Origin of the sequence: Streptomyces sp. NBC_00663 (genome assembly GCF_036226885.1) — a bacterium.
Lineage (GTDB): Bacteria > Actinomycetota > Actinomycetes > Streptomycetales > Streptomycetaceae > Streptomyces.
Map to the genome: position 1 here is coordinate 7,970,994 of NZ_CP109027.1, position 14,310 is coordinate 7,985,303.

The 14,310-nt window shown below is 71.2% G+C and carries 12 protein-coding genes; 10 read left to right on the forward strand and 2 right to left on the reverse strand.

From position 1 onward, the window contains the following. The first annotated feature begins 45 nt into the window (after positions 1-45). The 8 genes from OG866_RS36170 to OG866_RS36205 all read left to right on the forward strand — a co-directional run bounded on the left by OG866_RS36170 (position 46) and on the right by OG866_RS36205 (position 8,612). Positions 46-1,152 carry a quinone-dependent dihydroorotate dehydrogenase gene (locus OG866_RS36170; protein WP_329341371.1) on the forward strand — a complete coding sequence of 369 codons (1,107 nt, stop codon included), beginning with the start codon at positions 46-48 and terminating at the stop codon, positions 1,150-1,152. Then, entirely contained in the window at positions 1,149-1,988 is an 840-nt protein-coding gene (pyrF, locus tag OG866_RS36175) for an orotidine-5'-phosphate decarboxylase (RefSeq protein WP_329341373.1), read from the forward strand. The genes OG866_RS36170 and pyrF overlap by 4 nt, the downstream gene beginning before the upstream one ends. Before the next feature lie 321 nt (positions 1,989-2,309). Then, the gene (locus OG866_RS36180) at positions 2,310-2,633 is read left to right on the forward strand and encodes an integration host factor (RefSeq protein WP_003977346.1); all 324 of its coding nucleotides are present in this window, start codon (positions 2,310-2,312) and stop codon (positions 2,631-2,633) included. Between the two features lie 60 nt (positions 2,634-2,693). Beyond that, complete coding sequence (gmk, locus tag OG866_RS36185; protein WP_329341374.1) at positions 2,694-3,251, forward strand: guanylate kinase; 558 nt, start codon at positions 2,694-2,696, stop codon at positions 3,249-3,251. A 40-nt stretch (positions 3,252-3,291) separates the two neighbouring features. Continuing rightward, positions 3,292-3,564: a DNA-directed RNA polymerase subunit omega gene (gene rpoZ / locus OG866_RS36190; protein WP_003982715.1), complete on the forward strand. Its 273-nt coding sequence runs from the start codon at positions 3,292-3,294 to the stop codon at positions 3,562-3,564. A 109-nt stretch (positions 3,565-3,673) separates the two neighbouring features. Next, positions 3,674-4,876 carry a bifunctional phosphopantothenoylcysteine decarboxylase/phosphopantothenate--cysteine ligase CoaBC gene (coaBC, locus tag OG866_RS36195; RefSeq protein ID WP_329344456.1) on the forward strand — a complete coding sequence of 401 codons (1,203 nt, stop codon included), beginning with the start codon at positions 3,674-3,676 and terminating at the stop codon, positions 4,874-4,876. A 240-nt stretch (positions 4,877-5,116) separates the two neighbouring features. Further along, positions 5,117-6,325: a methionine adenosyltransferase gene (gene metK / locus OG866_RS36200; RefSeq protein WP_329341376.1), complete on the forward strand. Its 1,209-nt coding sequence runs from the start codon at positions 5,117-5,119 to the stop codon at positions 6,323-6,325. 76 nt (positions 6,326-6,401) lie between these two features. Next, positions 6,402-8,612 carry a primosomal protein N' gene (locus OG866_RS36205; protein WP_329341378.1) on the forward strand — a complete coding sequence of 737 codons (2,211 nt, stop codon included), beginning with the start codon at positions 6,402-6,404 and terminating at the stop codon, positions 8,610-8,612. A 273-nt stretch (positions 8,613-8,885) separates the two neighbouring features. Here the strand turns inward: OG866_RS36205 and OG866_RS36210 are convergent, their stop codons facing one another. Further along, positions 8,886-9,428: a hypothetical protein gene (locus tag OG866_RS36210; protein ID WP_329341379.1), complete on the reverse strand. Its 543-nt coding sequence runs from the start codon at positions 9,426-9,428 to the stop codon at positions 8,886-8,888. Between the two features lie 258 nt (positions 9,429-9,686). Here OG866_RS36210 and fmt point away from each other — a divergent pair, with 258 nt between their 5' ends. Next, a complete protein-coding gene (gene fmt / locus OG866_RS36215; protein WP_329341380.1) occupies positions 9,687-10,619 on the forward strand; it encodes a methionyl-tRNA formyltransferase in 933 nt (310 codons plus the stop codon). Positions 10,620-10,683: 64 nt separating this feature from the next. Then, a complete protein-coding gene (locus OG866_RS36220) occupies positions 10,684-12,114 on the forward strand; it encodes an RsmB/NOP family class I SAM-dependent RNA methyltransferase (protein ID WP_329341382.1) in 1,431 nt (476 codons plus the stop codon). A gap of 17 nt (positions 12,115-12,131) precedes the next feature. Here the strand turns inward: OG866_RS36220 and OG866_RS36225 are convergent, their stop codons facing one another. Continuing rightward, positions 12,132-14,285 (reverse strand): MMPL family transporter, encoded by a 2,154-nt coding sequence (locus tag OG866_RS36225; RefSeq protein WP_329341385.1) that lies wholly within the window; start codon positions 14,283-14,285, stop codon positions 12,132-12,134. Positions 14,286-14,310 lie beyond the last annotated feature (25 nt).

Consider the following 14,310-nt stretch of genomic DNA (forward strand, 5'->3'; position numbering starts at 1 on the left):
TGAGGGGGACACCGGAAACGGTGTCCCCCTCTTCGTGAGGACACCATGTACAAGATCTTCTTCAAGCTCGTCTTCCAGCGGATGGACCCCGAGCGGGCGCACTACCTGGCCTTCCGCTGGATCCGCCTCGCGGCGCGTATCCCCGTGCTGCGCACCTTCGTCGCCGCCACCCTCGCGCCCCGCCACAAGGAACTCCGCACCGAGGCCTTCGGCCTCCGGATGCACGGCCCCTTCGGCCTCGCGGCCGGCTTCGACAAGAACGCGGTCGCGATCGACGGCATGTCGATGCTCGGCTTCGACCACGTCGAGATCGGCACGGTGACGGGGGAGGCCCAGCCCGGCAACCCCAAGAAGCGCCTGTTCCGCCTCGTACAGGACCGTGCGCTCATCAACCGCATGGGCTTCAACAACGAGGGCTCGCTGGCCGTCGCGGCCCGTCTGGCGTCCCGGGAGGCGGTCTTCAGGACCGTCGTGGGCGTCAACATCGGCAAGACCAAGGTCGTACCGGAGGCCGAGGCCGCCGCGGACTACGTGAAGTCGACCGAGCGACTCGCGCCGTACGCCGACTACCTGGTCGTGAACGTGTCGTCGCCGAACACACCGGGGCTGCGCAACCTCCAGGCCACGGAGTCCCTGCGGCCGCTGCTGAGCGCCGTACGCGAGGCCGCCGACCGTACGGTGACGAGTCGCCGTGTCCCGCTCCTGGTGAAGATCGCGCCCGACCTCGCCGACGAGGACATCGACGCGGTCGCCGACCTGGCCGTCGAGCTCGGTCTGGACGGGATCATCGCCACGAACACCACCATCGCGCGTGAAGGGCTCGGTCTGACATCCGCCCCTTCGCTCGTGAAGGAGACCGGCGGCCTGTCCGGAGCGCCCCTGAAGGCGCGCTCCCTGGAGGTGCTCAGGCGCCTCTACGCGCGCGTGGGCGACCGCGTCACGCTCGTCGGCGTCGGCGGCATCGAGAACGCCGAGGACGCCTGGCAGCGCATCCTCGCCGGTGCCACGCTCGTACAGGGCTACAGCGCGTTCATCTACGAAGGGCCCTTCTGGGGTCGGGCCATCCACAAGGGGCTCGCCGCGCGTCTGCGCACCAGCCCGTACGCCACGCTCGCCGACGCGGTCGGCGCCGATGTGAGGGAGATCGCATGACTGACGCCTTCGGCACCCGCCTGCGCCGCGCCATGGACGAGCGCGGCCCCCTGTGTGTCGGTATCGACCCGCACGCCTCCCTGCTCACCGAGTGGGGGCTGAACGACGACGTGGCCGGTCTGGAGCGGTTCAGCCGCACGGTCGTCGAGGCGCTGGCCGACCGGGTCGCGGTGTTCAAGCCGCAGGCCGCGTTCTTCGAGCGCTTCGGTTCGCGCGGCGTCGCCGTGCTGGAGAAGACCGTCGAGGAGGCGCGGGCGGGCGGCGCGCTGGTCGTCATGGACGCCAAGCGCGGCGACATCGGCTCGACCATGGCGGCGTACGCCGAGGCCTTCCTGCGCAAGGACTCGCCGCTGTTCTCCGACGCGCTGACCGTCTCGCCGTACCTCGGCTACGGCTCGCTGTCACCGGCGATCGCGCTGGCGCGGGAGAGCGGCGCGGGGCTGTTCGTGCTGGCGCTGACCTCCAACCCCGAGGGCGGCGAGGTCCAGCACGCGGTCCGCGCGGACGGCCGGAACATCGGCGCCACCATGCTCGCGCACCTCGCGGCCGAGAACGTCGGGGAGGAGCCCCTCGGTTCCTTCGGGGCGGTCGTCGGTGCCACGCTCGGCGATCTGTCGTCCTACGACCTGGACATCAACGGTCCCCTCCTCGCGCCCGGCATCGGCGCCCAGGGGGCCACTCCGGCCGATCTGCCGGCGGTGTTCGGCGGGGTGCTGCGCAACGTCCTGCCCAACGTCAGCCGGGGCGTGCTGCGGCACGGTCCGGACGTCGGCGCGCTGCGGGAGTCCGCGGAGCGGTTCGCGGCGGAGATCAAGGCGGCTGTGGCGCTCGTATGACGGTCGTTCGGGGCGTTCGAGACGCTCTCGCGAGTCCTCCGATGAGTGTTCGCGGGACGACTTGAGTCTGAATACATCCTCAAATCCGGGGCAGTATGTCTGAAATGTCCGGCCTGGCGGAGGCTGACCAGGACTTTTCCGCTGTTCTCGCTGACTCTGGCGGACTTGGCCGCTAGTCTCCGAGCAGTGGGGGTACCTCCCACACCCTTTAGGTAGTGGGGGAGAGTGGGCAAGCGTGTTGCTCGTGGCTCCCCAGGTGTGGGGCGACTAGGTTCCTCACCGGTCCGTATCCGACAGTTCAACATCCGAGGTGACGTAGGCGTGGCTCTTCCGCCCCTTACCCCTGAACAGCGCGCAGCCGCGCTCGAAAAGGCCGCCGCGGCTCGCCGGGAGCGGGCCGAGGTCAAGAATCGACTCAAGCACTCCGGCGCCTCCCTTCACGAGGTCATCAAGCAGGGCCAGGAGAACGACGTCATCGGCAAGATGAAGGTCTCCGCGCTGCTCGAGTCCCTGCCGGGCGTGGGCAAGGTCCGCGCCAAGCAGATCATGGAGCGTCTGGGCATCTCCGAGAGCCGCCGCGTGCGTGGTCTCGGTTCGAACCAGATCGCTTCCCTGGAGCGTGAGTTCGGCAGCACCGGTTCCTGAGTCCGGCACCGTCCGGACCGGGAGTCCCGGGCACCCCGGGATTGCTGGAATAATCGCTGCATGAGTGAACGTCCGCGGCTGACCGTGCTCTCCGGCCCCTCCGGGGTCGGCAAGAGCACGGTCGTCGCCCATATGCGCAAGGAACACCCCGAGGTCTGGCTCTCGGTGTCGGCGACGACCCGCAAGCCCCGCCCGGGCGAGCAGCACGGAGTCCACTACTTCTTCGTCGGTGACGAGGAGATGGACAAGCTGATCGCCAACGGCGAGCTGCTCGAATGGGCCGAGTTTGCCGGGAACCGCTACGGCACCCCGCGCAAGGCCGTCCTGGAACGGCTGGAGGCGGGGGAGGGGGTCCTGCTGGAGATCGACCTCCAGGGCGCCCGGCAGGTCCGGGAGTCCATGCCGGAGGCCCAGCTGGTGTTCCTGGCTCCTCCGTCCTGGGAGGAGCTCGTGCGCAGGCTCACCGGGCGCGGCACCGAGCCGCCCGAGGTGATCGAGCGCCGGCTCGATGCCGCGAAGGTGGAACTGGCGGCCGAGCCCGAGTTCGACGAGACCCTGGTCAACACCTCCGTCGAGGACGTGGCGCGCGAGCTGCTAGCCTTGATGGACGTTGTGTGATCGTTTTTTAGATCTCATCCCAACTTTCGGAAGGCAGAGCGTGTCCTCTTCCATCACCGCGCCCGAGGGCATCATCAACCCTCCGATCGACGAGCTCCTCGAGGCCACCGACTCGAAGTACAGCCTCGTGATCTACGCGGCCAAGCGTGCCCGTCAGATCAACGCGTACTACTCGCAGCTCGGCGAGGGTCTCCTTGAGTACGTCGGTCCGCTCGTCGACACCCACGTGCACGAGAAGCCGCTCTCGATCGCGCTCCGCGAGATCAACGCGGGTCTGCTGACGTCCGAGGCCGTCGAGGGCCCGGCGCAGTAGTACTTTCAGATTGCAGTTGGCTTTTCCACAGGCCCGACAGCGCGACTGTCGGGCCTGTGGTGTGTCATGGGAGTCGTAGGTTCGGGAGGGTCGAGGGATGGGAGACCTGGTGGACAAGCCGAAGGTCGTTCTGGGGGTCAGCGGTGGCATCGCCGCGTACAAGGCCTGTGAGCTGCTGCGCAGACTGACGGAGTCGGGGCACGACGTCCGTGTCGTCCCCACCGCCTCCGCGCTGCACTTCGTCGGCGCCGCCACCTGGTCCGCCCTGTCCGGTCACCCCGTCTCGACCGAGGTGTGGGACGACGTCCACGAGGTGCCGCACGTCCGCATCGGCCAGCACGCCGACCTGGTCGTCGTGGCCCCGGCGACCGCCGACATGCTCGCCAAGGCGGCCCACGGGCTGGCGGACGACCTGCTCACCAACACGCTCCTGACCGCCCGCTGCCCGGTTGTCTTCGCCCCCGCGATGCACACCGAGATGTGGGAACACCCGGCCACCCAGGAGAACGTGGCGACGCTGCGCCGCCGCGGCGCGGTCGTCATCGAGCCCGCCGTCGGACGCCTCACCGGCGTCGACACCGGCAAGGGGCGGCTGCCCGACCCGGGGGAGATCTTCGAGGTGTGCCGCCGGGTCCTCGCCAGGGGAGTGCGCGAGCCCGATCTCGTCGGCCGCCATGTCGTGGTCAGCGCCGGCGGCACCCGCGAGCCCCTCGACCCGGTCCGCTTCCTCGGCAACCGCTCCTCCGGCAAGCAGGGTTACGCCCTCGCCCGCACCGCCGCCGCGCGCGGCGCCCGTGTCACCCTCGTCTCCGCGAACACCGGTCTGCCGGACCCGGCGGGCGTGGACGTCGTCCCGGTCGGCACGGCCGTACAGATGCGCGAGGCGGTGCTGAAGGCGGCCGCGGACGCCGACGCGGTCGTGATGGCCGCGGCCGTCGCGGACTTCCGCCCCGGGAACTACGCGACCGGGAAGATCAAGAAGAAGGACGGTCAGGACCCGGACCCCATCGTGCTGGTGCGGAATCCGGACATCCTGGCCGAGATCTCGGCCGACCGCGCCCGCCCCGGGCAGGTGGTCGTCGGGTTCGCCGCCGAGACGGACGACGTCCTCGCCAACGGCCGGACCAAGCTCACCCGCAAGGGCTGCGACCTCCTCGTCGTCAACGAGGTGGGCGAGCGCAAGACCTTCGGGGCGGAGGAGAACGAGGCGGTGGTGCTCGGCGCCGACGGCACCGAGACCCCGGTGCCGCACGGCCCCAAGGAGGCCTTGGCCGAAATCGTGTGGGACCTGGTGGCCGGGCGCCTGCGCTGAATGTTTCCTTCACTTCACAGAGCCCTCGAACCTCACTATTTGAGGCGTGGCGGGCCTGGCCAAGCTCGCTCCGGATTGGGCAGAATGCCCGTGCCGCAGGTCACAGCGCTCCCGAGAATCGAGACGGGTGAGCCCGTGGCCGACCGCGACCGATAAACTGTTCTCGGACGATGCCGGGCGCAGCCCCCGAGCCCGTCCGCCCATGATCAGCCAGCAGCCGCTGCAACCTCAGGGAGCGTTGTGTCCCGTCGTCTCTTTACCTCGGAGTCCGTGACCGAGGGTCACCCCGACAAGATCGCTGACCAGATCAGCGACACCATTCTCGACGCGCTCCTGCGCGAGGACCCGACCTCTCGGGTCGCGGTCGAGACCCTGATCACGACCGGCCTGGTGCACGTGGCCGGTGAGGTCACCACCAAGGCGTACGCCCCGATCCCGCAGCTGGTGCGGGACAAGATCCTCGCGATCGGCTACGACTCCTCGAAGAAGGGCTTCGACGGCGCCTCCTGCGGCGTGTCCGTGTCGATCGGCTCGCAGTCCCCGGACATCGCGCAGGGCGTGGACACGGCGTACGAGTCCCGCGTCGAGGGCGACGAGGACGAGCTCGACAAGCAGGGCGCCGGCGACCAGGGCCTGATGTTCGGCTACGCGACGGACGAGACGCCGACGCTGATGCCGCTCCCGATCTTCCTGGCGCACCGTCTGTCGAGCCGTCTGTCCGAGGTCCGCAAGAACGGCACGATCCCCTACCTGCGCCCCGACGGCAAGACGCAGGTCACCATCGAGTACGACGGCGACAAGGCCGTCCGCCTCGACACCGTCGTGGTCTCCTCGCAGCACGCGTCGGACATCGACCTGGAGTCCCTCCTCGCCCCCGACATCCGCGAGTTCGTGGTGGAGCCGGAGCTGAAGGCGCTCCTCGACGAGGGCATCAAGCTCGACACGGAGGGCTACCGCCTGCTGGTCAACCCGACCGGCCGCTTCGAGATCGGCGGCCCGATGGGCGACGCCGGCCTCACCGGCCGCAAGATCATCATCGACACCTACGGCGGCATGGCCCGCCACGGCGGCGGCGCCTTCTCGGGCAAGGACCCGTCCAAGGTCGACCGCTCCGCCGCGTACGCGATGCGCTGGGTCGCCAAGAACGTCGTCGCCGCGGGCCTCGCCTCCCGTTGCGAGGTGCAGGTCGCGTACGCGATCGGCAAGGCCGAGCCCGTCGGCCTGTTCGTCGAGACCTTCGGCACCGCCAAGGTCGAGGCCGAGAAGATCGAGAAGGCCATCGACGAGGTCTTCGACCTCCGCCCGGCCGCGATCATCCGCGACCTGGACCTGCTCCGCCCGATCTACGCCCAGACGGCGGCGTACGGCCACTTCGGCCGTGAGCTGCCCGACTTCACGTGGGAGAAGACGGACCGCGTGGAGGCGCTGCGGAAGGCCGCGGGGCTGTAAGGCTCGGCTTTCCAGGGTTTTCGAGGCCCGGCATCCCTGAGGGGTGCCGGGCCTCGGCATGTCCGTGCGCGGTCGGATGTCAGTTGGGTTTGGTAAGAATGCAAGCGTGAGCAGCGGAGATGAGCGGGATGGTGGGCGGGGTGACGGGGCGCCGCCGCCTGAGCAGCTTGCGTTGATTCGGGAGAGTGTGCGGAAGGCTGAGGTGCCGCGGGCCAAGCCGCGGACGTGGCGGGGGGCCGCGCTCGCCAAGGAGCTGCCTGTCGCTCGGGTGCTCGTGGACAAGGGGGTGCTGCATCTTGATCGGTACTTCGACTACGCCGTGCCCGAGGAGCTTGATGCCGATGCGCAGCCCGGGGTGCGGGTGCGGGTGCGGTTCGGGGCCGGGCGGGGGCGGGTGCGGGACGGGCGGCGTGAGGGCGGGGGGCTGATCGACGGGTTTCTCATCGAGCGGGTCGCCGAGACTGACTACTCGGGGCCGTTGGCCGCGCTGGCGCAGGTCGTGTCGCCTGAACCGGTGCTCGGGCCGGAGTTGCTGGGGCTCGCGCGGGCGGTCGCTGACCGGTATGCGGGGAGTCTTGCCGATGTGCTGCAACTGGCTGTGCCGCCCCGGAGCGCTCGGGCCGAGCAGCGGGCCTCTGCGGAGCCCCTGCCGCCGCCCGCGGTGCCTGACGTGGGGTCCTGGGGGCGGTACGAGCGGGGGAGCGGGTTTCTTGAGGCGCTCGCCTCGGGTGGGGCGCCTCGGGCTGTCTGGAATGCGTTGCCCGGGCCCGAGTGGAGCGAGGAGCTGGCTCGGGCCGTGGCCGCCACGCTCGCTTCCGGGCGAGGGGCGCTGGTCGTCGTGCCGGACGGGCGGGCCGTCGCGCGCGTCGATTCCGCGCTGACCGCGTTGTTGGGGGAAGGGCGGCATGCCGTACTCACCGCCGATGCCGGGCCCGAGAAGCGTTACCGGGAGTGGCTCGCGGTGCGGCGGGGGAGCGTGCGGGCCGTCGTGGGGACCCGGGCCGCCATGTTCGCGCCGGTGCGGGATCTTGGACTCGTCGCCATCTGGGACGACGGGGACGACAGCCATAGCGAACCGCATGCCCCGCAGCCGCATGCCCGTGAGGTGTTGCTGCTGCGCGCCGCGCTGGACAAGTGCGGCTTCCTGCTGGGCAGTTGGAGCTGCACCGTCGAGGCGGCGCAGCTTGTCGAGAGTGGATGGGCTCGGCCGCTCGTCGCCGTGCGGGAGCAGGTGCGGGGGGCCGCGCCGCTCGTCCGGACGGTGGGGGACGGGGATCTGGCCCGGGACGAGGCCGCTCGGGCCGCTCGGCTGCCCACCCTTGCCTGGCAGACCGTCAGGGAAGGGCTGAAGCTGGGGCCGGTGCTGGTGCAGGTTCCGCGGCGGGGGTACGTGCCGCGGATGGCCTGTGCCAACTGCCGGGCGCCTGCGCGGTGTCGGCACTGTTCGGGGCCGTTGGAGGCGCAGGAGGGCGTGGACGCCCTGCGGTGCGGCTGGTGCGGGCGTGCGGACGGCTCCTGGCACTGTCCGGAGTGCGGTGGGTTCCGGCTGCGGGCTCAGGTCGTCGGGGCCCGGCGGACCGCGGAGGAGTTGGGGCGGGCGTTTCCTGCCGTGCCCGTGCGGACGTCCGGGCGGGAGCATGTGCTGGACACCGTGCCGGGGGCGCCCGCGCTGGTGGTGAGTACGCCGGGGGCCGAGCCCGTGGCCGAGGGCGGGTATGCGGCGGCCCTGCTGCTGGATGGGTGGGCGATGCTCGGGCGGCCGGATCTGCGGGCCGGTGAGGATGCGTTGCGGAGGTGGATCGCCGCGGCTGCGCTGGTGCGGCCGCAGGGGGTCGGGGGGACCGTGGTGGTCGTCGCGGAGCCCACGTTGCGGCCTGTGCAGGCGTTGGTGCGGTGGGATCCCGTCGGGCATGCGGTGCGGGAGCTGGCCGAGCGGGCCGAGCTGGGGTTTCCGCCGGTGTCTCGGATGGCGGCGGTGTCGGGGGCGGCGGAGGCGGTCGCGGGGTTCCTCGGTGCCGTGGAACTGCCGGGGGAGGCGGAGGTGTTGGGGCCGGTGCCGATGGCGGTCACGGCGGTGGGGGGGCCTCGGCGGGTGGGTGCGGCTCCGCCGGGGGAGCAGTGGGAGCGCGCGTTGATTCGGGTGCCGCCGGGGAAGGGGGGTGCGTTGGCTGCCGCGTTGAAGGCTGCGCAGGCTGCTCGGATGGCTCGGGGTAGTGGGAGTGGGAGGGGAGGTGGGAGTGGGGAGGCGGTGGTTCGGGTGCGGATCGATCCGCCTGATATTGGGTGATGGTTTGGGTTTTGGGTGCGGGTGGTTTGTGGGCACCCGGCCTTCGGCCGGGTTTGGGGTTCCCACCCGCACCGCCCGTGCGGGATTCGTTGTCGGGTGCGGGTGGCCCTCGTGGGGGCTGAGCATCGTCGGCGGCTGGCGGCTGGCGGCTGGCGGCTGGTGGCTGGTGGCGGACGGCCGGTCGCCAACCGCCGGTTGGCATTTGCCGGTTGCTGGGTTTGGGGGCTGCATAGGTGTGCCCTCCCGGGGTGGGGCGGGAGGGCGGGGGTGGGGTCAGCCGTTGCGGGGGCCAGGGAATGCCGTGGGTCTTACGTCGTCGCGCAGGGCGGCGCTGCCGGCCGTCGGCTGGGTCGGCATGGAGCGGGCCGCGGGGACCGTCGGCATCGTGGGCATCCCGGTGTTGACGCCGACCGTGCGGGTGGCCGACACGTCGGTGGTGCGCTCGGCGTCGGCCGCCGCCTGGGTCGCGGCGCGACGCGCACCGTAACGGCGGTGCACCGCCTGCTTGGTGACGCCGAGCGCGGAACCCACCGCGTCCCACGAGAAGCCCAGCGAGCGGTCGAAGTCGACCGCGGCCGTGACCAGGGTCTCGACACTGTCCCGCAGCTCCTGCGCGAGCCGCACGGTCGGAGCGGGGGCGCGTCCGTAGACGACGAAGCCCGTGGAGGGGCCGGAGCGGCGCGGGCGGTAGACATTGCCCAACTGGGCGGTGAGCGTGCGCAACGCGTCCACCTGCCGGCGGACCCGCTCGATGTCCCGCACCAGCAAGTGCAGGCTGGCCCGAGCCTGGGCGTCGTGGGTTGCGTGGTCGGCCATGAACAAGCCTCTCGAACCGGCGTTGAAAAGGATCGGGCCGCGACTGCGGCCCATGGTGGTCAACTCTTTCTTGACCAACGCGTTTGCGCTCCGCTGGTCACGCAGTGGGGGCGTGGTGGCATATGCGTGCGCCGTGGGGGGTGGGTTCGCGCCTCGGCCGTCGGCCTTCGGCGGGTTTCCGTTCCCGGTCATAGAATTGGGCGACCGTCCGCCCACAGAAGACATCCGCCCTTCCGCCCGAGAGGCCCTCACCCACCCATGCAGCTCGTCTTCGCCGGTACCCCCGAAGTCGCCGTTCCCGCTCTGGACGCCCTCATCGCCTCCGGGCGGCACGAGGTGGCCGCTGTCGTCACGCGGCCCGACGCGCCGGCCGGGCGTGGGCGCAGGCTGGTCGCGAGCCCGGTCGCGGAGCGGGCGGAAGAGGCGGGCATCGAGGTGCTGAAGCCCCTCAAGCCGCGGGACCCTGAGTTTCTGGAGCGGCTGCGGGAGATCGCCCCCGACTGCTGTCCCGTCGTCGCCTACGGCGCCCTGCTGCCCCGTGTCGCTCTCGACGTCCCCGCCCAGGGCTGGGTCAACCTGCACTTCTCGCTGCTGCCCGCCTGGCGTGGGGCGGCGCCCGTGCAGCACTCCATCATGGCGGGCGACGAGATCACCGGCGCCTCCACCTTCCTCATCGAGGAGGGGCTCGACTCCGGGCCCGTGTACGGGACCGTGACGGAGGAGGTCCGCGCCACCGACACCAGCGGCGACCTGCTCACCCGGCTCGCCTTCGCCGGCGCCGGGCTGCTCGCCGCGACCATGGACGGTATCGAGGACGGCACCCTGAAGGCCGTACCGCAGCCGAACGACGGCATCACGCTCGCGCCGAAGATCACCGTCGAGGACGCACAGGTGGACTGGGCGACCCCGGCGCTGCGCGTCGACCGGGTCGTGCGCGGCTGCACCCCCGCTCCCGGCGCCTGGACCGTCTTCCGCGGCGAGCGGCTCAAGCTCATCCAGGTCACCCCGGTGCCCGAGCGGACCGACCTCGCGCCGGGACAGCTGGCCGTCGGCAAGAACAGCGTCCATGTCGGCACCGGCTCCTACGCCGTGGAGCTGCTGTGGGTGCAGGCCCAGGGCAAGAAGCCGATGCGGGCCGCCGACTGGGCGCGCGGGGTGCGCATCGGTGAGGGAGAGGTCGTCGGCCGATAGCGCGCCGACGAGGGGGACGTAGGCTTGGTGCGTATTCCCTCAAGACATCCGGAGCACCTTTTTCGTGAGCGACCAGCCCCGTCGGCCCGGCACGTCCGGCAAGCCCTACCGTCGGCCCAAGAAGGACCCCGTCCGCATCCTCGCCTTCGAGGCCCTGCGGGCCGTGGACGAACGGGACGCCTACGCCAACCTCGTTCTGCCGCCGCTGCTGCGCAAGGCGCGGGAGAAGGAGGGGCCGGACAAGTTCGACGGGCGTGACGCCGCGCTCGCCACCGAGCTGGTCTACGGGACGCTGCGGCGGCAGGGGACGTACGACGCGGTCATCTCCGCGTGTGTCGACCGGCCGTTGCGCGAGGTCGACCCGCCGGTGCTGGATGTGCTGAGCCTCGGGGTGCATCAGCTGCTCGGGACCCGGATTCCCACGCATGCCGCCGTGTCCGCGTCCGTCGAGCTGGCCCGGGTCGTGCTCGGTGACGGGCGGGCCAAGTTCGTCAACGCCGTGCTGCGGAAGGTCGCGCAGGACGATCTGGAGGGATGGATCGCCAAGGTCGCGCCGCCCTACGACGACGATCCCGAGGATCACCTCGCCGTGGTGCACTCGCATCCCCGGTGGGTCGTCTCCGCGCTGTGGGACTCCCTCGGGGGTGGGCGAGCCGGGATCGAGGCGCTGCTCGCCGCCGACAACGAGCGGCCCGAGGTGACGCTGGTCGCCCGGCCCGGGCGGGCGACCGTCGATGAGTTGCTGCGGGAGGAGGCCGCCGTCGCCGGGACCTGGTCGCCGTATGCCGTACGGCTGGCCGAGGGCGGTGAGCCCGGGGCCATCGAGGCCGTACGGGACGGGCGCGCCGGTGTTCAGGACGAGGGCAGCCAACTGGTGGCGATCGCCCTTGCCAACGCGCCGCTCGACGGGCCCGACGAGAAGTGGCTCGACGGATGTGCGGGGCCGGGTGGGAAGGCGGCGCTGCTCGGTGCGCTGGCCGCCGAGCGGGGGGCGGCGCTGCTGGCCTCCGAGAAGCAGCCGCATCGGGCGGGGCTCGTCGCCAAGGCGTTGGCCGGGAATCCCGGGCCGTATCAGGTGATCGCCGCGGACGGGACGCAGCCGCCGTGGCGGGCCGGGAGTTTCGACCGGGTGCTGGTGGATGTGCCGTGCACCGGGCTGGGGGCGTTGCGGCGGCGGCCCGAGGCGCGGTGGCGTCGGCGGCCTGAGGATCTTGAGGGGTTCGGGCCGTTGCAGCGGGGATTGTTGCGGACCGCGCTGGACTCCGTGCGGGTGGGGGGCGTGGTCGGGTACGCCACGTGTTCGCCTCATCTTGCCGAGACCCGGGCCGTGGTGCAGGACGTGCTCAAGCAGGTGCCGGGTGCGGAGCTGATCGACGCGCGGCCTTTGTTGCCCGGGGTGCCTGAGCTTGGGGACGGGCCTGATGTGCAGTTGTGGCCGCATGTGCATGGGACCGATGCGATGTATCTGGCGTTGATTCGGAGGACCGCGCCGTAGGGGCTGGGGGCGGTGGGTCAGTGCGGGTCCGATGTGGCTTGTCGCGCAGTTCCCCGCGCCCCTGGGGGCGTTGCACTGCCGTCCTCTTTCGACAAACTGTGCGGCCACCACACCTTCGGGCCCACGTCCAGGAACAAGGACGTGACCAGCACCGACCTGACCACGAACGTGTCCAGGATGATGCCCAGGGCCACCGCGAAGCCGATTTCAGCGAAGGCGACCATCGGCAGGGTGCCCAGGGCGGCGAAGGTGCCGGCCAGGACCAGGCCCGCCGATGTGATCACCGCGCCCGTCGCCGCCAGGCCCGTCACCACGCCGGGGCGGGTGCCCTGGCGGGCGGCTTCCTCGCGGATACGGGTCGTCAGGAAGATGTTGTAGTCGATGCCCAGGGCCACCAGGAAGACGAAGACGAACAGGGGGAAGTCCGTCGACTCGCCCGCGTAGTCGAACACGTACCTGAACGCGAGCGCGCTGAGGCCGAGGGCCGCCGCGAACGACAGGATCACCGTGCCGATCAGCAGCAGCGGGGCGATCAGGGCCCGCAGCAGGGCGCACAGGATCAGCATGACCACGACCAGGACGAGCGGGATGATCAGCTGGTTGTCATGGGCGGTGGCCTTGTCCATGTCGAGCAGGGCCGCCGTACCGCCGCCCACCTGGGCGTCGGCGTCCGGGACCGCGTGGACGGCGTCACGGACGCGCTCGACCGTCTGTTTGGCGGCCTCGCTGTCGGACGGTGCGGTCATCGTCGCCTCGAAGAGGACCTGGCCGTCGTGGGAGGGTTTCGTACCTGGTGGCAGGCCCAGCGAGTCGGGGACGACGCCGCGGGTGCCGGCCACCGCCTCGCCCACCTGACGGGCCTGGGCCTGGTTGCTGACGATGACCAGGGGGTCGCCGCTGCCCGCCGGGAAGTACTTCGCGGAGACCTCCTGGCCGACGATCGAGTCCGGTTTGCCGGTGAAGGCGTCCGCGTTGCTGATGCCCTCCGCGCGCAGCTGGATCAGGCCCAGGGAACAGATCGCCAGGGCCACCGCCGTGACGCCCCAGATCAGCCGGGGGCGGCGGGCGATACGGCGGCCCGTGCGCGCCCAGACGCCTCGTTCCGTCGGGTCCGCGGTGCCGAAGTGCGGGATCGCCGGCCAGAAGATCCAGCGTCCGCAGATCACCAGCAGGGCGGGGAACAGGGTCATCATCGCCAGCAGGGCCACGGCGACGCCGATCGCGGCCACCGGGCCCAGACCCCGCGTCGAGTTCATCTCGGCCGCGAGCAGCACCAGCATGCTCAGGACCACCGTGGCGCCCGAGGCGATCACCGCGGGGCCCGCCCGGTGCAGCGCCAGGGCCATGGCCTCGTGACGGTCCTCGTGACGGCGCAGCTCTTCCCTGTACCGGGCCACCAGGAGCAGGGCGTAGTCCGTCCCCGCGCCGAAGACGAGGACCGTGAGGATGCCCGCGCTCTGGCCGTTGACCGTCAGGCCCGCGTGTTCGGCGAGGAGGTAGATGAAGGCCTGCGCGGTGAACAGGGCCGCGATCACCGACAGCAGAGGGACCAGGAGGAGCGTGGGGCTGCGGTAGGTGATCAGCAGCATCACGATGACGACGCCCATCGCGGACAGCAGGAGCGTGGAGTCGATGCCCTCGAAGGCCTCGGAGAAGTCGGCGGACGTGCCGCCCGGGCCCGTGATGTGCACGGCGAGGCCGGCGGTGCTCTTCCCGGTGATGTCCCGGATGGAGTCGACCGCCGGGGAGATCTCCTCCCAGCCCTTCTCGTCCATGGTGATGGGGACCTGGATCTGGGCCGCGCGCGGGTCCGTCTCGCGGTCGTAGACCGGGCCGCGGGTCTCGGCGCCGCGGACGCCGTGGTCGCGCAGCTGCCTGAGCTGCCGGGCGTCCTGCGTGATCTGTGCCCTGTCCTCGGCGGTGAGGCCGCTCTCACGGGCGTAGATGACGATGGCGGGGATCTGTTCGGGCCTGAAGTCCTCGGAGATCTGGAGGACTTGGGTGGACTCGGCGGAACCGGGCAGCCAGGAGGCGGCGTCGTTGTCCTGGGCGTCGGTGAGTTTGGAGGCGAGGGGTGCCGTCAGGAAGAGCAGCACCAGCCACAGCACCAGCACGACCCACTTGGCCCGCCGCCCGCACACCAGATGCGCGATGCCCCGGTTCTCGGTCATGGCCACCCCGGCAGCCGTTCGTCCT